Origin of the sequence: Kitasatospora sp. NPDC093102 (genome assembly GCF_040683915.1) — a bacterium.
In the GTDB taxonomy this organism is placed as follows: Bacteria; Actinomycetota; Actinomycetes; order Streptomycetales; family Streptomycetaceae; genus Kitasatospora.
Genome location: NZ_JBFBFA010000005.1, coordinates 1 through 20040, shown reverse-complemented (window position 1 = coordinate 20040; position 20040 = coordinate 1). Strand labels below are relative to the sequence as shown.

The 20040-nt window shown below is 74.2% G+C and carries 16 protein-coding genes; 12 read left to right on the top strand and 4 right to left on the bottom strand.

Annotated features, from left to right (window positions below; genetic code table 11):
- Window positions 1–170: 170 nt before the first annotated feature.
- The 5 genes from AB0O11_RS09370 to AB0O11_RS09350 all read left to right on the top strand — a co-directional run bounded on the left by AB0O11_RS09370 (window position 171) and on the right by AB0O11_RS09350 (window position 8936).
- On the top strand, window positions 171–4121 hold the full coding sequence (locus tag AB0O11_RS09370) for a Pls/PosA family non-ribosomal peptide synthetase (protein ID WP_363383598.1): 3951 nt from the start codon (window positions 171–173) through the stop codon (window positions 4119–4121).
- A 47-nt stretch (window positions 4122–4168) separates the two neighbouring features.
- Window positions 4169–5494 (top strand): M1 family metallopeptidase, encoded by a 1326-nt coding sequence (locus tag AB0O11_RS09365; protein WP_363383597.1) that lies wholly within the window; start codon window positions 4169–4171, stop codon window positions 5492–5494.
- 84 nt (window positions 5495–5578) lie between these two features.
- Window positions 5579–6982, top strand: coding sequence for a serine hydrolase domain-containing protein (locus AB0O11_RS09360; protein ID WP_363383595.1), 1404 nt, complete (start codon window positions 5579–5581; stop codon window positions 6980–6982).
- A 308-nt stretch (window positions 6983–7290) separates the two neighbouring features.
- A complete protein-coding gene (locus AB0O11_RS09355; RefSeq protein WP_363383593.1) occupies window positions 7291–8124 on the top strand; it encodes a GNAT family N-acyltransferase in 834 nt (277 codons plus the stop codon).
- Window positions 8121–8936: a lysophospholipid acyltransferase family protein gene (locus AB0O11_RS09350; protein ID WP_363383592.1), complete on the top strand. Its 816-nt coding sequence runs from the start codon at window positions 8121–8123 to the stop codon at window positions 8934–8936. Before AB0O11_RS09355 ends, AB0O11_RS09350 begins: the two co-directional genes overlap by 4 nt.
- A gap of 32 nt (window positions 8937–8968) precedes the next feature.
- On the opposite strand, the gene AB0O11_RS09345 is transcribed toward AB0O11_RS09350, so the two are convergent.
- Window positions 8969–10534, bottom strand: a complete 1566-nt coding sequence (locus AB0O11_RS09345; protein WP_363383590.1) for an MFS transporter — start codon at window positions 10532–10534, stop codon at window positions 8969–8971.
- Between the two features lie 124 nt (window positions 10535–10658).
- Between AB0O11_RS09345 and AB0O11_RS09340 the strand changes: the two genes are divergently transcribed.
- The 4 genes from AB0O11_RS09340 (at window position 10659) to AB0O11_RS09325 (ending at window position 14017) form a co-directional block, all read left to right on the top strand.
- Window positions 10659–11357, top strand: a complete 699-nt coding sequence (locus AB0O11_RS09340) for a TetR/AcrR family transcriptional regulator (protein ID WP_363383589.1) — start codon at window positions 10659–10661, stop codon at window positions 11355–11357.
- Window positions 11358–11459: 102 nt separating this feature from the next.
- Window positions 11460–11885 (top strand): hypothetical protein, encoded by a 426-nt coding sequence (locus AB0O11_RS09335; protein WP_363383588.1) that lies wholly within the window; start codon window positions 11460–11462, stop codon window positions 11883–11885.
- 63 nt (window positions 11886–11948) lie between these two features.
- A complete protein-coding gene (gene pip / locus AB0O11_RS09330; RefSeq protein ID WP_363383586.1) occupies window positions 11949–12911 on the top strand; it encodes a prolyl aminopeptidase in 963 nt (320 codons plus the stop codon).
- A gap of 107 nt (window positions 12912–13018) precedes the next feature.
- Window positions 13019–14017, top strand: coding sequence for a YdcF family protein (locus tag AB0O11_RS09325; RefSeq protein WP_363383584.1), 999 nt, complete (start codon window positions 13019–13021; stop codon window positions 14015–14017).
- Between the two features lie 157 nt (window positions 14018–14174).
- Here AB0O11_RS09325 and AB0O11_RS09320 read toward each other — a convergent pair whose 3' ends face one another.
- Window positions 14175–14723, bottom strand: coding sequence for a PaaI family thioesterase (locus AB0O11_RS09320; protein ID WP_363383582.1), 549 nt, complete (start codon window positions 14721–14723; stop codon window positions 14175–14177).
- Between the two features lie 223 nt (window positions 14724–14946).
- Here AB0O11_RS09320 and AB0O11_RS09315 point away from each other — a divergent pair, with 223 nt between their 5' ends.
- Entirely contained in the window at window positions 14947–16425 is a 1479-nt protein-coding gene (locus AB0O11_RS09315; RefSeq protein ID WP_363383580.1) for a PHB depolymerase family esterase, read from the top strand.
- Between the two features lie 101 nt (window positions 16426–16526).
- On the opposite strand, the gene mca is transcribed toward AB0O11_RS09315, so the two are convergent.
- Window positions 16527–17438 carry a mycothiol conjugate amidase Mca gene (gene mca / locus AB0O11_RS09310; RefSeq protein WP_363383579.1) on the bottom strand — a complete coding sequence of 304 codons (912 nt, stop codon included), beginning with the start codon at window positions 17436–17438 and terminating at the stop codon, window positions 16527–16529.
- A 299-nt stretch (window positions 17439–17737) separates the two neighbouring features.
- Here mca and AB0O11_RS09305 point away from each other — a divergent pair, with 299 nt between their 5' ends.
- Window positions 17738–18385, top strand: a complete 648-nt coding sequence (locus tag AB0O11_RS09305; RefSeq protein ID WP_363383578.1) for a TetR/AcrR family transcriptional regulator — start codon at window positions 17738–17740, stop codon at window positions 18383–18385.
- Window positions 18386–18505: 120 nt separating this feature from the next.
- Window positions 18506–19186, top strand: a complete 681-nt coding sequence (locus AB0O11_RS09300; RefSeq protein ID WP_363383576.1) for a DUF6445 family protein — start codon at window positions 18506–18508, stop codon at window positions 19184–19186.
- Between the two features lie 76 nt (window positions 19187–19262).
- Here AB0O11_RS09300 and AB0O11_RS09295 read toward each other — a convergent pair whose 3' ends face one another.
- A complete protein-coding gene (locus AB0O11_RS09295; protein WP_363383574.1) occupies window positions 19263–19886 on the bottom strand; it encodes an endonuclease in 624 nt (207 codons plus the stop codon).
- Between the last annotated feature and the right edge of the window lie 154 nt (window positions 19887–20040).

Here is a 20040-nt window from a genome sequence, read left to right as displayed (position 1 = left end):
GCCAGTTGGGCCGAGTGTCCGCTCCTGCCGGGTCGCAGCCACGGGGCTAGCATCGGTCGGGTTGTCCGCTCCGGCCCCGGAGTGGGATCACCCGGTCAGGCGGTGCTCCCACCGCCCCAGGGGCCGGGCATCGGTCGGAACGGGGCGAGGACGAGGAGCGCACGGCTGCCATGACAGCTGAACCGAGCCACCCGGAGCAGTACGCCACGCCGCCACAGGAGCCGACGCCGCAGGCCGGGCCCGCGCAGGGAGCGCCGGCGAAAGTGGGGCCGGCGCCACCGGCCGACCCGGCGCGCGCCCTGTTCCCCGGCCGCCCGGCCGCCGCCCCGCGCACCCTGGTCGACGTGCTGGACGCCACCGTGCGCGCCCACCCCCACGAGCCCGCCCTGGACGACGGGCAGACCGTGCTCAGCTACCGCGCGCTGGCCGCCGAGGTCGAGCAGCTGCGCCGCCGGCTGGCCGCCGCCGGGATCGGCCCGGGCGACCGGGTCGGCGTGCGCGTGCCCTCGGGCACCAACGACCTGTACGTCTCGATCCTCGCGGTGCTCGCCGCCGGGGCCGCCTACGTCCCGGTGGACGCCGAGGACCCGGACGAGCGCGCCGAGCTGGTCTTCGGCGAGGCCGCCGTCGCCGCCGTGCTCGGCGCCGGGCGCGACCTGGCGACCGCCACCGAGCGGGCGCCCGCCCTGGACCGCCGCCCCACCCCGGCCGACGACGCCTGGATCATCTTCACCTCCGGGTCGACCGGCAAGCCCAAGGGCGTGGCCGTCAGCCACCACAACGCCGCCGCCTTCGTGGACGCCGAGGCCGCGCTCTTCCTCCAGGAGGAGCCGATCGGCCCCGGCGACCGGGTGATGGCCGGCCTCTCGGTGGCCTTCGACGCCTCCTGCGAGGAGATGTGGCTGGCCTGGCGGCACGGCGCCTGCCTGGTGCCGGTCCCCCGCTCCCAGGTACGCAGCGGCGCCGACCTCGGCCCCTGGCTGGCCGAGCAGGAAATCACCGTGGTCTCCACCGTCCCGACCCTGGCCGCGCTGTGGCCGGCCGAGGCGCTCAACGAGGTACGGCTGCTGATCTTCGGCGGCGAGGCCTGCCCGCCCGAGCTGGTGCAGCGCCTGGTCACCGAGGGCCGCGAGGTGTGGAACACCTACGGCCCCACCGAGGCCACCGTGGTCGCCTGCGCCGCCCTGCTGACCGGCGAGGGCCCGGTGCGGATCGGGCTGCCGCTGGACGGCTGGGACCTCGCCGTGGTGGACGAGGCCGGCGTGCCGGTCGCCCCCGGCGGCACCGGGCAGCTGGTGATCGGCGGGGTGGGCCTGGCCCGCTACCTCGACCCGGAGAAGGACGCCGAGAAGTACGCCCCGCTGCCCTCGCTGGGCTGGGAGCGCGCCTACCGCAGCGGCGACCTGGTCCAGGCCGACCCGGCCGGCCTGCTGTTCCTGGGCCGCACCGACGAGCAGATCAAGCTGGGCGGCCGTCGGATCGAGCTCGGCGAGGTCGACGCGGCCCTCCAGGCCCTGCCGGGCGTGGCGGGCGCGGCGGCCGCCGTGCGGACGGCGCGCGGCGGCAACCAGCTGCTGGTCGGCTACCTGGTGGTCCAGGACGGCTTCGACCGCGAGCAGGCCGTCGAACGGCTGCGCGCGGAGCTGCCGGCCGCCCTCGTCCCGCTGCTGGCGACCGTCGAGACCCTGCCCACCCGGACCTCCGGCAAGGTCGACCGCAACGCCCTGCCCTGGCCGCTGCCCGAGCTGGAGGCCGCCGGCCCGAGCGAGGAGCTGTACGGCACCGAGGCGTGGCTCGCCGAGCAGTGGTCGGAGATCCTCGGCGTCCGGGTCGGCGGCCCGCGCGACGACTTCTTCGCGATCGGCGGCGGCAGCCTGGCCGCCGCGCGGCTGACCACCCTGCTGCGCACCCGCTACCCGAGCGCGGCCGTGCTGGACATCTACCAGCACCCGACGCTGCGCAAGCTCGCCCGGCATCTGGAGCGCACCGCCGGCGAGAGCGCCGAGGCCCGGACCGTCACCCTGGTGCCGACCAGGGCCAAGCTGCTCCAGCTGCTCCTGCTGGTCCCGCTGTTCACCGTGGTCGGCCTGCGCTGGACGGTCGCCCTGCTGGCCGCCGGGAACCTGCTCACCCACCTCGGCGACTACCCGTGGGCGCCCACCGCCTCGTGGTGGTGGGTCGGCGCGGGCGCACTCGTGCTGTACAGCGCCCCGGGCCGGCTCGCGATCGGGGCCGGTGGCGCCCGGCTGCTGCTGCGCGGCCTGCGCCCCGGCAGCTACCCGCGCGGCGGTGCCGTGCACCTGCGGCTGTGGGCGGCCGAGCGGCTCGCCGAGCTGAGCGGCGCGACCGGGCTGTCCGGTGCCTGGCTGGTCCCCTACGCCCGCGTGCTGGGCGCCAAGGTCTCCCGCGAGGTGGACCTGCACTCGCTGCCGCCGGTCACCGGGATGCTCAAGCTGGGCCGGGGCTGCGCCGTCGAGGCCGAGGTCGACCTGTGCGGCTACTGGCTGGACGGCGACCGGCTGGAGGTCGGCCAGGTCAAGGTCGGCGCCGATGCGGTGGTCGGCACCCGTTCGACGTTGCTGCCCGGTGCCCGGGTCGGCAAGCGCGCCCAGGTGCTGCCCGGCTCCAGCGTCACCGGCCACGTACCGACCGGACAGCGCTGGGGCGGTGCGCCCGCCGTCAAGCTGGGCCGGGCCGAGTGGTCCTGGCCCGAGGAGCCTCCGGTCCGTCGGCCCGCCTGGGCCGCGCTGTACGGGGCCAGCGACGCCGTGATCGGTCTGCTCCCGGTGGCGCCCGCCGTGGCCGCGCTGGCCGTGCTCTCCCGCTTCGTCGACCAGGGCGCGGGCCTCGGCCCGGCACTCGGCGGCGCGCTGCTCGGCCTGCTGCCCGCCACCCTGGCGTACGGCGCGGTGTACGCGGCGCAGCTGGTGGCGCTGGTCCGGCTGCTGAGCCTCGGCCTGGTGCCCGGAGTGCACCCGCTGCAGGGCCGGGTCAGCTGGCAGGCGTGGACCGTCACCCAGCTGATGGACCGGGCCCGGGAGGTGCTGTTCCCGCTGTACGCCGGGCTGGTCACCCCGCTGTGGCTGCGGGCGCTGGGGATGCGGGTCGGCCGGGGCGCCGAGGTGTCCACGGTGCTGGCGCTGCCCAGCCTGACCACCGTCGGGGACGGCGCGTTCCTGGCCGACGACACCCTGATCGCGCCCTACGAGCTGGGCGGCGGCTGGATGCGCCTCGGCGAGGCGAAGGTCGGTGAGCGGGCCTTCCTCGGGAACTCGGGGATGACCGCGCCGGGCCGCGCGGTGCCCAAGCGGGGCCTGGTGGGCGTGCTGTCGGCGACGCCGGCGAAGGCCAAGAAGGGCGGCTCGTACCTGGGCATGCCGCCGATGCGGCTGCCGCGTTCGGCGGACCAGGCCGACCAGAGCCTGACCTACGAGCCGCCGGCCCGGCTGCTGTGGGCGCGCGGCCTGGTCGAACTCGGCCGGCTGCTGCCGGTGCTGGCCTCGGGGGCGCTGGGCCTGCTGACCGTGGCGGCACTGTCCTGGCTGGCGGCCGGCTCGCCGCTGACCGCCGCGCTGCTGTCGGGCCTGGTGCTGCTGGGGTCCGGCGTGGTGGCCTGCCTGGTCGCGGTGGCGGCCAAGTGGCTGCTGGTCGGCCGGTTCCGGGCGGTGGAGCACCCGCTGTGGAGCGGCTTCGTGTGGCGCAACGAGCTGGCGGACACCTTCGTGGAGATGCTGGCGGTGCCGTGGCTGGTCGGCGCGGTGCCGGGCACCCCGGTGCTCAACCTGTGGCTGCGCTCGCTCGGCGCGCACGTCGGGCACGGGGTCTGGTGCGAGAGCTACTGGCTGCCGGAGGCGGACCTGGTCACCCTCGGCGACGGGGTCACCGTCAACCGGGGCTGCGTGGTGCAGACGCACCTCTTCCACGACCGGATCATGCGGATGGATACTGTGGTCCTCCGCGAGGGCGCCACCCTGGGCCCGGGCGGCATCGTGCTGCCCGGCAGCACGGTGGGCGCGCGCAGCACGCTGGGCCCGGCCTCGCTGGTGATGCGCGCCGAGTCCGTCCCCGCCGACACGCGGTGGCTGGGCAACCCGATCGAGGCGTGGCAGACCACGTCGTGACCACCTCCCCGTCCCCCCGTCCCGGCCCGCAGGAAGCGCACGTCCCCGTGAAGCCCAAGCACGTCCCCGCGGCCGCCGGTGCCCCGGACCCGTACTTCCCGAACAGCGGCGACCATCGCTTCCGGGTGCACCGCTACGAGCTGGCGCTGGACTACCGGCCCGGGCCCAACCGGCTGGCCGGCTCGGCCCGGCTGAGCGCGGTGGCGGACGCGGCGCTGGCCGAGTTCGCGCTCGACCTGGCCGAGTTCCGGATCGGACGGGTGCTGGTCGACGGCCGGGCCGCCCGGTACACCCACCGCGGCGGCAAGCTGCGGATCCGCCCGGCCAAGGCGCTCGCGCCGGGCGCGGCGTTCACCGTCGAGGTGCACTACACCGGCAACCCCCGTCCGGTGCGCAGCCCGTGGGGCGGCCTGGGCTGGGAGGAGCTGACCGAGGGCGCGCTGGTGGCGAGCCAGCCGGTCGGCGCGCCGTCCTGGTTCCCGTGCAACGACCGGCCCTCCGACAAGGCGACCTACCAGCTGGCCGTCACCACGCCGTCCCCGTTCACGGTGGTGGCGAGCGGCCGGCTGCTGACCCGCACCACCAGGGCGTCCAGCACCACCTGGGTGTACGAACAGAGCGCGCCGACCCCGACGTACCTGGTCACGGTGTCGATCGGGCACTACCGCGCGGTGCCGCTGGCGGTGCGCCCGGCGATACCGCAGACCGGCTACGTGCCGGAGCGGCTGGCCGCCGCGTTCGCCCGGGACTTCGCCCGGCAGCCCGAGATGGCGGCGTACTTCGGCGAGGTCTTCGGCCCGTACCCGTTCGGCGAGTACGCGGTGGTCGTCGCGGACGAGGAGCTGGACGTCCCGGTGGAGGCGCAGGGCGTCGCCACCTTCGGCACCAACCACCTCGGCGGCGGCTGGGAGCGCGAGCGGCTGATCGCGCACGAGCTGGCCCACCAGTGGTTCGGCAACAGCGTCACGATCGCCGACTGGCGGCACATCTGGCTCAACGAGGGCTTCGCCAAGTACGCGGAGTGGCTCTGGTCCGAGCACGCCGGCGGCCCGGGCGCGGCCGTGCACGCCGCCGCAGCGCACCGGCTGCTGGCCGGACTGCCGCAGGACCTGCGGCTCGGCGACCCGAGCCGGAAGCTGATGTTCGACGACCGGCTGTACCAGCGGGGCGGACTGGTGGTGCACGCGCTGCGGCGCGCGCTCGGCGAGGACGCGTTCTTCGCGATGCTGCGGGACTGGACCGGAGCCAACCGGCACGGCGTGGTCGCCACCGCCGACCTGCGCGCGCACGCCGCCCGGTACACCTCCGCGCCGCTCGGCCCGCTCTTCGAGGCCTGGCTGGAGCGGCCGGAGCTGCCGCCGCTGCCGGACTGAGCCTGTCACCGGGCTCGGGACCGGATGCCCGGGACCGGATTATTCGATCGGTTCCGGGGCCGGGCTGGGCTACTCTCCGTACACATGACGATGAGTCCAGAAGCCCACATGACCGACCTGCCCGGCGAGCTGCTGCCCGCCACCCGCCGCGCCCTGCTGCACCGGCTCGCCGTCGCCCAGGCCGAGGGGCGCACGCCCTCGATGGTCGCCGGAGTGCTGCGCGACGGGCAGCCGGTGTGGAGCGGCGCCCGCAGCATGATCGACGGTCACGCACCGACCCCGGACGTCCAGTACCGGATCGGCTCGCTCACCAAGACCTTCGTCGCCGTGCTGGTGCTGCGACTGCGCGACGAGGGCCTGCTCGACCTCGCCGACCCGCTCGCCCGCCACCTGCCGGGCACCCCCGCCGACGACGCGACCATCGCCCAACTGCTCTCGCACTCCGCCGGTCTGGCCGCCGAGACCCCCGGCCCCTGGTGGGAACGGACCGAGGGCTCGCTGCGGCCCGGCCTCGGCGACATCCTGGAGGCCGAGCAGCCGCTGAAGCACCCGGCCGGGCGGGTGAACCACTACTCCAACCCCGGCTACGCGCTGCTCGGCGCGCTCGTGGCGAAGCTGCGCGGCGAGCCCTGGGGCGAGGCGCTGCGCCGCGAGGTGCTGGCCCCGCTCGGCATGGACCGCACCACGCTGCTGCCCGAGCACCCGCACGCCGGGGGCTTCGCCGTCCACCCGTGGGCCGACGTCCTGCTGCCCGAGCCGCTCACCGACACCGGTCTGATGGGCCCGGCCGGCCAACTCTGGTCCACCGTCGCCGACCTGGCCCGCTGGGCGGCGTTCCTGACGGCAGGCGACGACAAGGTGCTGTCCGCCGACACCCTCGCCGAGATGCGTACCCCGGCCGTCGCCCCGGACGACGCGGAGTGGACCAGCGGCTACGGCCTCGGCCTGCAACTGCGCCGCCACGAGGGCCGGTTGCTGTACGGGCACACCGGCTCGATGCCCGGCTTCACGGCGGCCCTGTGGATCAGCGAGGCCGACGGCCTGGCCGCGTACGCCCTCTCCAACGCCACCAGCGGCGCCAACACCGTACTGCTGGCCGCCCGGTTGATCGCGCTCACCGCCGAACTGGAGCCCCGGCTGCCCGAACCGTGGCGCCCGCTGTCCGAGGTCGACCAGGACCTGCTGGAGCTCACCGGCCCCTGGTACTGGGGCGCCGCACCGGCCGCCCTGCGGCTGCGGCCCGGGCGGATGCTGGAGCTCGCCCCGCTCACCGGCGCCGGCCGGGGCTCGCGCTTCCGGCCCGAGCCGGACGGCACCTGGACCGGGCTGGAGAACTACTACGCGGGCGAGACCCTGCGGGTGGTCCGCCACCCCGACGGCACGGTCAGCCACCTCGACATCGGCTCCTTCGTCTACACCCGCGAGCCGTACGGCCCGGCCGGCGCCGTCCCGGGCGGGGTCGCCCCGGAGGGCTGGCGGGCCGTCTGAGCCGCGCGTCGCGATCGCGGCACCGGGGGCGTGACGACGGGGGTGTGCGGTGCGGCCGTACGCCCCCGTGGCGCGTGTTGTCCACCCCCGGCAGACGAGCGCCCGGTGCCGGGCCGGTGACCGCCGGGCCACGGGTGGTCCCATTCAACAGGTGCACATCTGCGCTCCCCCGGGCCGCAACATAAATGCCAACCGGCTCGGAGAGAAACACGGGGACCGGTTCGCGTCCATGCCCAACCACCTGCGGACCGGGACGGTGCCCTGGTGATCCACGGCACCGCCGATCGTGCTGCCCTGGAGGGTCCGCCATGACCACCGTCCCCACGTACACTCCGTCCGCAGTCACCACCACCCACGACACCCCGGCGGTCCCCGCGCCCCGCCCCCGGCCCGCCGCCCCGGCCGCGTACACCGTCTCCCTCGCCCGCGACGAGGACGATGTGCGCGCTGCCCAGCGGCTGCGCCACCAGGTCTTCGGCACCGAGCTGGGCGCCGTGCTGCACAGCCCGGTCGCGGGCCTGGACGTCGACCCGTTCGACGAGTACTGCGACCACCTGCTGGTCCGCGAGGGCGAGCAGGGCACCGTCGTCGGCACCTACCGGCTGCTGCGCCCCGAGGCCGCCCGCCGGGCCGGACGGCTCTACTCCGACGGCGAGTTCGACCTCTCCGCACTCGCGCCGGTCCGCCCCGGCCTGGTCGAGCTCGGGCGCTCCTGCATCCACCCGGACCACCGGGGCAACGGCGCCGTCATCAACCTGATGTGGGGCGGCATCGCGCGCTACCTGGCCGACACCGGCAACACCTGGGTCGGCGGCTGCTGCTCGATCGAGCTGGCCGACGGCGGCGCCACCGCGGCCCGGGTCTGGGACACCGTCAGCACCAAGTACCTGGCGCCCGAGGAGTACCGGGTCACCCCGCACCGGCGCTGGGACGCCACCGGGGTGGCGCGCGCCGAGCGGGGTGCGCTGCCGGCGCTGCTCCGCGGCTACCTGCGGCTCGGCGCCTGGGTCTGCGGCGAGCCCGCGCACGACCCGGACTTCGACTGCGCCGACCTGTACGTGCTGCTGTCGTTGGAGCGCACCGACCCGCGCTACCTGCGACACTTCCTGTCCGGCGTACCCACCGCGGGCGCCTCGTCATGAGCGCCTGGCTGCCCACGGCGACCTGCCGGCCCGAGTCCTGCCTGGCCGACGCCTCGCCGGAGGTCTCGCACCCCCGGCGGGCACTGCGGCTGGCGGCCTGCCTGGCGGCGGTGCTGGCCGGGGTCGCGCTCAGCCTGCCGGTCCGGCTGTTCCCGCACCGTGCCCGGACCCTGCTGATCCGGCTGTGGGCACGGGTGGTGCTGCGCGCCCTCGGGGTGACCGTCCACCTCGCCGGGCCCCCCGGCGAAGGTGCGGACGGCGGCGTGCTCGTGGTGGCCAACCACGTGTCCTGGCTGGACATCCCGCTGCTCGCCGCCGGGCGGCCTGGCCGGTCGCTGGCCAAGACCGAGGTCCGGCAGTGGCCGGTGCTCGGCCCGCTGGTCGCCTGGGGCGGCACCGTCTTCCTGGACCGCGACCGGCTGCGGACGCTGCCGGACACCGTGGCGGCGGTGACCGGGGTGCTGCGCTCCGGGCGCCCGGTGATCGTCTTCCCGGAGGGGTCGACCTGGTGCGGACGGGAGAGCGGCCGGTTCCGGCCCGCGCTGTTCCAGGCCGCGGTGGAGGCGGGTGCCGATGTCCAGCCGGTGACGATCCGCTACCGGCTGGCGGACGGACGACCGACCAGCGTGCCCGCCTTCATCGGGGACGACGGGCTGCTCACCTCGCTCGCCCGGGTGGTCGCGGCCCGCGGGCTGGTCGCCGACGTGACCTTCCTGCCGCCGATACCGCCGCCCGGCCCGCAGCCCAGCCGGGCGGGTGCCCGACGCGAGCTGGCCCGCACGGCGCAGGCGGCGGTAGAGGGGATCCGCTGATCTCCTGACGGTCCGCCACCGGGGTCGGCCGCTCAGGCGACGCCCGCCCCGGCCAGGTCCTCCGACTGCGACTCACCGGGGGCTGCCGGGGCGAGCGGGCGTGCCCGTCCGAGCAGGACGGCGACCAGGACGGCGGTGACGGCGAGCGCGGCCGCCCCGCAGCGCAGCGCGAGGTGAATGCCGTCGACGAAGGCGCCGTCCATCGCCTGCCGCACCGGCTCCAGCAGCACTCCGGCCGCACCGCCGGCACCATGGGCCGCACCGGTGGGCGCGTCCGTGATCGGGCCGACGGCCTCCGGCGGGACGCCGAGCCGGTGCAGGGCCGAGGTCAGCTCTTCGGTCATCCGGTTGCTCAGGACGGCGCCCAGCACGGCGATCCCGAGCACCCCGCCGAGTTCGCGCAGGGTGTTGATGGTCGCCGAGGCCATCCCGGTCTGTGCCGGGGCGACCCGCTGCATCACCCCGATCGACACCGGAGTGAAGGTGAGCCCCATCCCGAGGCCCATGGCGAACAGCGTCCACAGGTACTCGAGGTAACGGGCGTGGTCGCCGTACAGCGACAGGCCGCCGAGGCCGGCCGCGCAGAGGAGGAGGCCGAGCACCAGCGGGGGCCGCGGGCCGTAGCGGGCGGTCAGCCGGCCGGAGAGCGGCGCGGCGACCACCAGCATCGCGGTCATCGGCAGCCCCGCGTAGCCCGCGGCGGCCGGGGACCAGCCGAGGGTGCCCTGCATCATCAGCGGCAGGAAGAACAACGCGCCGAACATCCCGAAGCTGACCATGAACCCGCTGAGCAGCGCGCCGCCCAGCATCCCGTCGCGGAACAGCCGCAGCTCCAGCATCGGTTCGGCGAGGAGCAGTTCGAGCAGCACGAAGGCGAGCAGCAGCACGGCGGCCGCGGCACCGCAGCCGAGCACCCGGATGTCGGTCCAGCCCCGGGACGGGCCCTCGATCAGCGCGTAGACCAGCAGACCCAGCCCGGTGGCGGACAGGGCGAGGCCGCCGAGGTCGATCCGACGGGCGCGTGGCGGGATGTCCGGGAGCACCCGGGCGGCGAGCAGCAGGCCGGCGACGCCGATCGGCACGTTGATCCAGAACACGCTCGCCCAGCCGAGGTGTTCGACCATCGGGCCGCCGACCACCGGGCCGACCGAGAGGCCGAGCGCGGAGACCCCGGACCAGGTGGCGATGGCCTTGGCCCGCTCCTGCTCGTCGGTGAAGACGTGCCGCAGCAGGGCGAGGCTGCCGGGGGTGAGCAGCGCGGCACCGACGCCCTGGAGCATCCGGGCGCCGACCAGCACGCCGATCGTGCCGGCGAGCGCGGCCAGGGCGGATCCGAGTGTGAAGAGGGCGAGGCCGAGCCGGAACACCCGGGTGCGGCCGTACCGGTCGCCGAGCGCGCCGCCGGTCAGCACGAAGGCCGCGTAGACCAGGCTGTAGCCCTCGGCGACCCATTGCAGGCCGCTGATCCCGGCATCCAGTTCCCGGCCGATGCGGGGCAGGGCGTTGTTGACGATGACGTTGTCCAGCATGGACATGAACATGGTGACGCAGAGCGTGAGCAGCGCGAGCCGTCGGCGGCGGGCGCTCGACTCCTCCATGGGTTCCCTCCCCATCATGAGCCCCTAACACTGTTAGGGATTGGCGTGACAGCCACAGATTGCACCTAACGGTGTTAGATTGCAAGCGGGAATCCACCACACCGCCGGAGGCGTCCGCACAGCCATGCAGCAGAACCACACCGGCACGCCCGGAACCGACGACGCAACCCCCGCCCTGACCAGGGAGGCTCTCGCCCAGGCCGCACTGCAGGTACTGGAGCGGGACGGCCTGGCCGGGCTGTCCATGCGCAAGGTCGCCGCCGAGGTCGGCGTCAAGGCGGCCTCGCTGTACTGGCACGTCCGCAACAAGCAGGAGCTGCTCGACCTGCTCACCGACGCGGTGATGGGCTCCGCCGAGCCCCCGCCGCGCGAGGGCGGCTGGCGCGAACAGTTCCACGCGTACTGCTGGCGCTACCGCCACCTGCTGCTCGACACCCGGGACGCGGCCAAGGTCGTCGCCGGACGGCTCGCCCCCGGTCCGAACCTGCTCGGACTGATGGAGGACCAACTGGACCGGCTCCGCGCAGCCGGCTTCTCCGACGCCGACGCCGCCATGGCCAGTTACCTGCTGGGCGCCTTCGTCCAGGGCTTCGTGCTCCAGGAGCAGTCGCCGATCTCGGCCTCCGAGGTCCTCGGCACCAGCCGCCGGGACATCGCCGACGCCGCCGGAGACCTCTTCCGCGCCCTGCCCGCCGAGAACTTCCCCAACCTGGTCGACCTGGCCGACGACCTCACCGAGCCGAACATGGACGCCCGCTTCGAGTTCGGCGTCCAGCGGATCCTCGACGGCCTGGCCGCCCTGCTGCCGCCGGAGCGGCGCTGAGCCCACCTCCCGACCTTCCGACCTTCCGACCTGCGGCAACGCTCCGGCTACCCGGTACGATCGGCGCCGAGTCAAGAGCGGGTGAACCGAGACGGAGGGAACATGGCCGAGGACCGGGCGCCGGAGGAGCCGACCGGGCATCAGCCCGGGGACCCGGCACCGGTTCCGGGCGGCCAGGTCGGCCCGGCCGCTTACGCCGCCGAGGAGTCGATGGGCTGCCTCGGCGAGCTGGTCCTCGAATTCGTCGGCGGGATCGCGCTCCTGGCCCTGACCACGGCCTCGCTGGCGGGGGCCTTCATCCTCGCCCGGGTGCTGCACGAGGCCAGCCCGGCCGGCGCCTACGGCCTGGCCGCACTCGGTCTGCTCGGGCTCGTCCACGGCATCCGACACCGGCGCAGGCCCAAGGAGCAGCGCACCAGGATCGGGCGGATCACGGCCGCCGTGACCGGCGTGCTCGGCTTCTGGCTGGTCCTGTGCGTCGGGTACGCGTCCTTCGACGCCGCCTTCGGACTGAACCTCGGGATCTGAACCTCGATCTGACACCCGGATAGGCTCGTCGGGCCCGCCCACACGACCACGGAGGAGTCACCGATGCCCGAGCCGTACCCCCTCTACGAGTCCTACGCGCAAGGCCTGTTGGACGTCGGCGACGGTCAGCAGATCCACTGGAACGCCTCCGGCAACCCGGCGGGCAAGCCGGCCGTGGTGGTGCACGGCGGGCCCGGCTCCGGCCACAACCCGGGCTCCCGGCGGTACTTCGACCCGGAGCGCTACCACCTCGTCCAGTTCGACCAACGCGGCTGCGGGCTCAGCCGCCCGCCCGCCGCCGACCCGTCGACCAGCCTGGAGCACAACACCACCGCTCACCTGATCGCCGACATGGAGCGGCTGCGCGAGCACCTCGGCATCGACAAGTGGCTGCTGTACGGCGGCTCGTGGGGTTCCACCCTGATCCTCGCGTACGCGCAGGCCCACCCGGAACGGGTCTCCGCGATCGTGATCTGCGGAGTCACCATGACCCGCCCCGAGGAGACCGACTGGCTCTACCGGGGCGTGGGCCGCTTCCTGCCCGGGCCCTGGGAGGAGTTCCGGGACTTCCTGCCGCCCGCCGACCGGGACGGGGACACCTTCGAGCTGCTCGCCGCCTACAGCCGGCTGCTCAACAGCACCGACAAGTCTGTCCGGCGGGCCGCCGCCAACGCCTGGGCCGCCTGGGAGGACGCGGTCATCTCGCACGAGACGCTGGGCAAGCCGAACGCGTACACCGACCGCCCGTCCGACGCGCTGATGACCTTCACCCGGATCACCGCGCACTACTTCTCGCACCAGGCCTTCCTGCCGGACGGCCAACTGCTGCGCGACGCCGGACGGCTGGCCGGGATCCCCGGCGAGCTGATCCACGGCCGACTGGACCTCGGCGGGCCGGTCGACACCGCCTGGCAGCTGGCCAAGGTCTGGCCGGACGCCCGGCTGACGGTCATCGACGAGGCCGGGCACACCGGGAGCCCGCTGATGAGTGAAGCGATCCTGGCCGCGATCGAGCGCTTCGCCTGAGCTGCGACGGACCGGCCCGGCCGCCGCCGGGCTCTTCCCCGGGGCCCTCGACGCCTCCGGGCGCCCGGGCGGCTCGTCCAGGTGGACTACCCCTACGATAGTGACGCATGATCGCCTATGCCCCAGCCGCCCTGTTCTTCCTGTTGTTCGGAATCGGGGTACTACGCGACCGTCGCCAGTTCAGCAACGCCGTCCTGCTCGGCATCGCCGTCTCCCTCCTCTCCCTCGCCATGCTCGCCGAACTCCGCAAGGCGCCCAGCGTGGTGGTCACGGTCGTGGCGGCGGTCATCGTCCTCCTCCCGGCCTTCGGCACGGCGGCCCTGGTCTGGTTCCTGCTCGCCAACGGCCTGACCATGATCCGCAAGGAGGGCAGGCGGCCGGCGAACCTGCTGTCGCTGCTCGCCGGGCTGGGCATCCTCGGGGTCATCGGGCTGCTGGTCGCGGCCCTCGTCATCCACTCCCGGCAGCTGGCCGCCCTGGCCGGCACCGCGGTCCTGGTGGTCGGCTACGTCTCCTTCCTGTTCACCTGCTTCGTCGGCTACGCCTTCCTCTACGGCCGCCACCGGCCGCGCCGGGACGTGGACTTCGTGGTCGTGCTCGGCTCCGGGCTGATCGGCGGCGAGCGCGTCCCGCCGCTGCTGGCCAGCCGGCTGAACCGGGGCCGCGAGGTGTACGAGGAGCAGGCCGCCCGCGGCAACCCACCGGTACTGATCACCTCGGGCGGCCAGGGGCCGGACGAGAAGCTGCCGGAGTCCCACGCGATGGCCGACTACCTGGTCGAACGCGGCTTCCCCGAGGAGCACATCGAGCGGGAGGACCGCTCGCGCACCACCGAGGAGAACCTGCTCTTCAGCAAGGCCATCATGGAGCAGACCAAGCCCGGCTACCACTGCGTCGTGGTCACCAACAACTTCCATGCCTTCCGAGCCGCGCTGCTCGCCCGCGAGACCGGCGTCAACGGCCACGTCTTCGGGTCGCCCACCGCCCGCTACTACTGGCCGAGCGCGACCATCCGCGAGTTCGCCGCGATCTTCCTCTCGCACAAGCTGGTCAACTTCGGGATCTGCGGCTTCATCGCCCTCTGCGGGGTACTCGCGGCCCTCTGAACCACCACCGGACTCCGGGCTCCGCTCGCCTCGGGTCTCCCCTGCCCCGGGCGGGCCCCGGTCGCTGCTGCTGCGGCCGGGGCCCGCCCGTTCCCTGGCGCGGGTGTGTCGCGGGCGTGCAGGGCGCCGGACCAGGGCACCCGGTCCGGACGCCGGATCAGGACGCCGGGCGGGGAGTCAGGATCGCGCAGGTGGTGGTGGCGTGTGCGTAGAGCTTGCCGTTCTCCGCGCCGACCACCCTGGCCTCGGCCGTCGCCATCGTCCGGCCCAGGTGCAGCACCACGCCCTCGCAGCGCAGCGTCCCGGAGTCGGCGAACACCGGGCGCAGCATGTGGACGTTGAGCTGGGTGGTGGTGTAGCCCACCCCGGCCGGCAGCCTGCTCAGCACGGCGCAGCCGAGCGCCGAGTCGAGCAGGGTGGCCAGGTAGCCGCCGTGCACGGTGTTCATCGGATTGTGGAGGTGGTCTCCGGGTTCACCTTGGAACACCGCCGTCCCCGGCTTCACCTCGGTCAGGTGGAAGCCCATGGTGCTGCAGATCGAGGGCTCCGGGATCCGCCCGGCGATCCACTCCAGCAGGATCTCCTCTCCGGTCAGGTGGGCGTGGTCGGCGATCGGCGGGCCGGGCGTCCAGGTGTGGGTCCGGGTGCGCTGCTCCGGACCGCTCGTGGGCTGCGGGCCTTCGGAGGCGATCTCATCGGTCGTCATGAGATCAACCTGCCCGCTCCGGCCGTTCGTCTCAAGTGCCTTCGGCCGCAGGGCGGCTACGGCCCCCGGCGGTTGCCAGGACGTGCGGCAGAGCCGCAGGGCCATGGCGGCCCGCGCCATGGCCGGGCGGCGGACCCCGGATGACCGCCACATGGCACCGGGGCGCCGGGCGCGCCACGCTGCACGGGTCCGACCCCCACTCCTCCCCCACCCAGGAGCCCCCATGCCACTGCGCCCCACCGCAGCGGTGCTGCTCACCGCCGCCGCTCTCGTGCTCGGTGCCGCCGCACCCGGCGCGGCCATCGCCTCCCCCACCACGGCCCCCGCCGCGTCCCCCGCCGCTGCGGCCACGAGCGGCAGCTTCCAGCAGGTCACCGGGTTCGGCACCAACCCGGGCAACCTCGCGATGTACACCTACACCCCGGCGGGGCTGCCCAGCGGCGCTCCTCTGGTGGTCGCGCTGCACGGCTGCGTCCAGAGTGCCACCGACTACTACCGCAACTCCGGCTGGACCAAGTTCGCCGACCAGTACGGTTTCGCGGTGGTGTTCCCGCAGACCAGCAGCGTCAACAACAGCCTCTCCTGCTTCAGTTGGTTCGACGCGAGCAAGGCCGCCCGAGGCGTCGGCGAGGCCAGGTCGGTGGTCGAGATGGTCACCAAGGCCGAGTCCCTGTACGGCTCGGACGCCCACCGGGTGTTCGTCACCGGGCTGTCGGCCGGCGGCGGGATGGCCGCCGACCTGTTGGCCGACTACCCCGACGTGTTCGCCGGCGGGGCGATCGACTCCGGGCTGCCCGCCCACTGTGCCACCACCCAGGCCGCCGCGTCCGGCTGCCAGAACTCCGACCAGGGGCTCACCCCGGCACAGTGGGGCGACAAGGTCCGGGCCGCGTACCCGGGTTACACCGGGCCGTGGCCCAGGGTGGCGATCTGGCAGGGCACCGCCGACACCGTGGTCAGGCCGGTGAACGCGACCGAGCTGCGGGACCAGTGGACGAACGTCCAGGGCGTCGGCCGTCAGCCGACCAGCACCCGGAGCCTCCCCGGCGGCACCACCCAGGAGCTCTACGCCGACGCGAGCGGAAAGCCCGCCGTGGCCCTGTTCACGATCAGCGGGATGGGGCACGGCCTGGCCGTCCACCCGGGCTCCGCGGCCGACCAGTGCGGAGCGACCGGCGCCTACTTCCTCGACACGGTCTGCTCCGGCTACTACACCGCGCAGTTCTGGGGGCTCGACAGCGGCTCCGGCCCCACCGATCCCGGGCTGCCGGCCCCGACCGGGCTGACCGCAACCGCCGCCGCAGGGTCGGTCGCCCTCGGCTGGCGGGCCGTCAGCGGTGCGGCCTCGTACCAGGTCTTCCGCAACGGAACCCAGGTCGGCAGCGCGACCGGGACGGCCTTCACCGACACCGGGCTCACCGCCGGCACCACGTACGGCTACGCCGTGGCGGCGGTCGACGGGTCGGGCACGGTCGGCACCCGGTCGGCGGTGGTGACGGCGACCACCCCGGGCGGGGGTACGCTCCAGTGCTTCACCGCCAGCAACTACGACCAGGTCCTGGCCGGCCGCGCCACCCGGAGCGGTGGCCTGACCTACGCGCTCGGCTCGGGCCAGAGCATGGGGCTCTGGAACACCTTCGTCAGCCACACCCTGAAGCAGACCGGCCCGGGCTACTACGTGCTCGCCGACGGCCAGTGCTGAACGGGCGACAGCCGATGCCGCAGTGAACAACACGGCACCGGACAGCATCGCAACCGCCCGCACGACGACGGCCCCCGCCGCCATCGCACCCTCCGTGAGGCTCATCCCGCCCCCGCCCCCGCCTCCGCCCGGAGCCCGGCGAACAGGTCGGTCTCGATCTCGCCCGCCACGGCCGTCTCGCCGGGCCCCGGCACCAGGCTCCGGGCGAGGTGGTAGTCCTCGGTCGGCCAGACCTCGCGCTCGATGTCCCGCGGATGGGACATGAAGGCCACGCCCGGCTGGACCTGGGTGGCGTGCGCCAGCATCGCCGCGTCCCGTACGGCGAACTGCTCGGCGCACGCTATCCGGGTGGTGGTGGCCAGGGCGGGCGGGGTATCGGGCCAGCCCGTGAGCAGCTCGCCCATCTCCGAGGGGACGCCCCGTTCCGTCATGGCCTCGTGCAGGGACTGGAACCAGGCCCGGGAGAGCGCCAGGTGGTAGTAGAGCTTGGGCACCTGCCAGGGCTCGCCCAGCCCGGGATGGAGCTCCGGGTCGCCGGCGGCTTCGACGGCGGCCACGGTGACCAGGTGGGTCATCACGTGGTCCGGGTGCGGGTAGCCCCCGGTCTCGTCGTAGGTGATCACCACCTGCGGGCGGAACTCCCGGATCAGCGCGACCAGCGGTGCCGCCGCGAGCTCCACCGGCCGGGCGGCGAAGCAGCCCTCCGGAAGCGGTTCGTCCGGACCGGGCATCCCGGAGTCGACGAAGCCCAGGAACTGCTGGCGCACACCGAGGATCTCCCGGGCGGCCGCCATCTCCTCGCGCCGGACGCGGGCGATGTCGGCCCGGACCTCGGGCCGGTCCACGGCCGGGTTGAGCACCGAGCCGCGCTCGCCGCCGGTGCAGGTGGCGACCAGGACGTCCACGCCCTCGGCCGCGTACCGGGCGAGGGTCGCCGCGCCCTTGCTGGACTCGTCGTCGGGGTGCGCGTGCACGCTGAGCAGCCGAAGGCCGTTCGGGTGACGGGTGAACACGGGTGCCTCCATGTGCGGGCGGTCGGGAACCGAGCGGCGGTCAGCCGGATTCGCGGGCGTTCGGGTGGAGCAGTGTCGGAGCGACGGCGAGCGCGGACAGGGCCGGCACCCACCGGAAGGCCTCGCCGGCCGCGCCGCTGCCGGCCGGCCCCTCGCCGCGACGGATGTGGTCATGCGCCCTCCCCGAATCGTTCCCCGGCGGCCGCTCCGACCGCCCGAGGAGAACTTAGGACGGACACGGAGATTGGGTCAAGCATAATTTCTGTGCCCGACCCAGCGAACTGCGCTACGCTCCTGCCATGACCGATACCGGGGCCACCCCGAACCTGCGCGAACTCAACAAGCGCCGCACCCGCGAGGCGATCTCGCACGCCGCGACCAGGCTCTTCATCGAGCAGGGCTTCGACCGCACGACCATCGCCGAGGTCGCGGCCGTCGCGGGCGTCGCCAAGATGACCGTCACCAACCACTTCCCGCGCAAGGAGGACCTCTTCTTCGACCTGCACGAGGAGCTCGTCGGCCGGCTCGCCGGAACCGTAGCCGGGCGCGCGCCGGGCGAGTCCGCACTCGCCGCGCTGCGCCGCGACTGCCTGGCCGGGCTCAACCGGCACGACGCCCGGCTCGGCTTCGCCGACCCGGCCTTCGCCCGCACCGTCTTCGACAGCCCCGCGCTGGTCGCGCGGCTGCGCGAGCTGCAGGAGCAGGGCGAGACGGCACTCGCCGAGGCACTGGCCGAAGCGGTGCACGAGATACCCGTCGGTTTCGAGTGCCGGGTCGCCGCCGCGCTGCTCGCCGCCGTCGACCGCGCGGTGTTCGCCGAGGTGTTCCGCCGCACCCTGGCCGGCGAGGAGCACGTGGCGATCGCCACCGCGGTCCGCCCCTCGGCGGCCCGGGCCTACGACCGCCTGGAGGGCACCCTCGGGGGCTTCGCCGTGCGGGAGGCGTAGGGAACCCAAACACTGCGCCGCACCGGAGGCCCGGGAATGTGCCCAGGCCGGAACACCCTTGACGAAAGGTTGACCTGCTCACGGCAGAAGGTTGACGATCACCGCCTCTATCGTCGGCCCATGCCCTCACAGCCCATCAGGCCCACCGCCCTGCCGGTCCTGCCCTACCGCAAGCCCACCCGGGGCCGGGACTACTGGGTCCTGGACAGTGTGCTGCCCGACCCGGACGCCGTCCGGGAGCGCTGTCTGGCCCGTGGGGACTGGACCGAGGGCTACCCACACCGCCCCGAGACCTGGCCCGGACTGCGCACCATGCCGGGCCTGGCCCCGGAGGAACTGGCCCGGGTCGAGTCGCTGGTCCGCAAGGCCACCGGCGCCTCCCGGCTCTGGGTGCAGAGCACCCCGGGCAGCGGCACGCTCAACCACAACTGCGTCCAGGTCGTCGGCGCCGGGGAGTCGGAGTCCCGCCCGCACACCGACTCCCGCGCACTCTGCCGATACGCCGCCGTCCTCTACCTCAGCCCCGGCGCCCCCAAGGACACCGGCACCAGCTTCTACCGCCAGCAGTTCCCCGGCGGCCGGCTCGGCGGCAACCTGGTCAACGCCCCGCACAACAACCTGGTCGAGGCGCTCGGCACCCGCCACGTGCCGGCCGATCACTTCACCGAGGACGTGCGCGTCCCCAACCGCTACAACCAACTGCTCCTCTACCACGCCAACCTGATCCACAGCGCCACCGGCTACTACGGCACCGACCTGGCCGAGCGGCGGATGACCGCGGTCTTCTTCTGGATGGCCTGACCCCGCACGCGCCCTTCGGACCACCGGGCCCCACCGAGTTCCGGGACGGCTGCCCCCACCCCGGGACGACCCGATCTCACCCGGCGCCGACGTGCGCCAGACTCGCCCTGGTCAGTGCCGCCGCCAACCTGGCCAGGTCCCCCGGGACGACCAGCGCCGCCAGTCCGTCCGGTTCGCCCGGCAGCCCGAGCGTCCGGGCCTCCACGAGCACCCGCTCGTCGAAGTACGGCCGCAGCGAGGGCCAGACCGCCTGTGCCTCGCGCCGGAAGATCCCGGCGCCGACCGGCCCGATCCGGGGGAACTCCCGGAGCAGCTCGCCGATCCGCTCCGGCTCTCCCCCCGCCTCCTCCCGCAGCCGCCGCAGGTCACCGTGCCAGCGGTCGAGCAGCAGCTCGGCCCCCTGCCCGAGCGCGGTGGCGGTGCTCTCGTCGTAGCGCACGTAGTGGGCCCGGCCCAGCGCCGCGATGAGCGTCGCGCGCCGGACGTCGGCCATCGCGCGCGGGGTCCGCAGCCCGGCGGCGGACAGTTCCCGGGCCGCCGCGGTGGCGGTGGCGGCGCTGATCCGCACCGAGCACAGCACGGTCAGGACGAGCAGCCGGTAGAGCGGCGAGGGCTTGTCGCGCAGCGTGATCCCGGCCTCCTCCGCGTAGGTGCGGCCGAACCGGTCCAGCAGTTCGGCAACGGTCGGCTCCACGGCCATCACCTCCCTCCCCTCCACGCTTGCCCGGATTCGGAGGCCCCGCACCCGGGGAGGCTCGCCGCATGAGTTTCCTGAGTCAACCCCTATGCCGCCAGCGCCGTCTCGGGAGTCGTTTTGATCTTGTTGTTGGCTTGGTGGGTGGCGGGGTCGTAGG

Excerpts from the sequence above, each read along its gene's own strand:
- AB0O11_RS09320 (WP_363383582.1), bottom strand. The coding sequence starts at position 14,723 with ATGACGACCGATGAGATCGCCTCCGAAGGCCCGCAGCCCACGAGCGGT.
- AB0O11_RS09295 (WP_363383574.1), bottom strand. The coding sequence starts at position 19,886 with ATGGCCGTGGAGCCGACCGTTGCCGAACTGCTGGACCGGTTCGGCCGC.
- AB0O11_RS09305 (WP_363383578.1), top strand. The coding sequence starts at position 17,738 with ATGACCGATACCGGGGCCACCCCGAACCTGCGCGAACTCAACAAGCGC.
- AB0O11_RS09355 (WP_363383593.1), top strand. The coding sequence starts at position 7,291 with ATGACCACCGTCCCCACGTACACTCCGTCCGCAGTCACCACCACCCAC.
- AB0O11_RS09325 (WP_363383584.1), top strand. The coding sequence starts at position 13,019 with ATGATCGCCTATGCCCCAGCCGCCCTGTTCTTCCTGTTGTTCGGAATC.
- AB0O11_RS09335 (WP_363383588.1), top strand. The coding sequence starts at position 11,460 with ATGGCCGAGGACCGGGCGCCGGAGGAGCCGACCGGGCATCAGCCCGGG.
- AB0O11_RS09370 (WP_363383598.1), top strand. The coding sequence starts at position 171 with ATGACAGCTGAACCGAGCCACCCGGAGCAGTACGCCACGCCGCCACAG.
- AB0O11_RS09350 (WP_363383592.1), top strand. The coding sequence starts at position 8,121 with ATGAGCGCCTGGCTGCCCACGGCGACCTGCCGGCCCGAGTCCTGCCTG.
- AB0O11_RS09300 (WP_363383576.1), top strand. The coding sequence starts at position 18,506 with ATGCCCTCACAGCCCATCAGGCCCACCGCCCTGCCGGTCCTGCCCTAC.
- AB0O11_RS09360 (WP_363383595.1), top strand. The coding sequence starts at position 5,579 with ATGACGATGAGTCCAGAAGCCCACATGACCGACCTGCCCGGCGAGCTG.
- pip (WP_363383586.1), top strand. The coding sequence starts at position 11,949 with ATGCCCGAGCCGTACCCCCTCTACGAGTCCTACGCGCAAGGCCTGTTG.
- AB0O11_RS09345 (WP_363383590.1), bottom strand. The coding sequence starts at position 10,534 with ATGGAGGAGTCGAGCGCCCGCCGCCGACGGCTCGCGCTGCTCACGCTC.
- AB0O11_RS09340 (WP_363383589.1), top strand. The coding sequence starts at position 10,659 with ATGCAGCAGAACCACACCGGCACGCCCGGAACCGACGACGCAACCCCC.
- AB0O11_RS09315 (WP_363383580.1), top strand. The coding sequence starts at position 14,947 with ATGCCACTGCGCCCCACCGCAGCGGTGCTGCTCACCGCCGCCGCTCTC.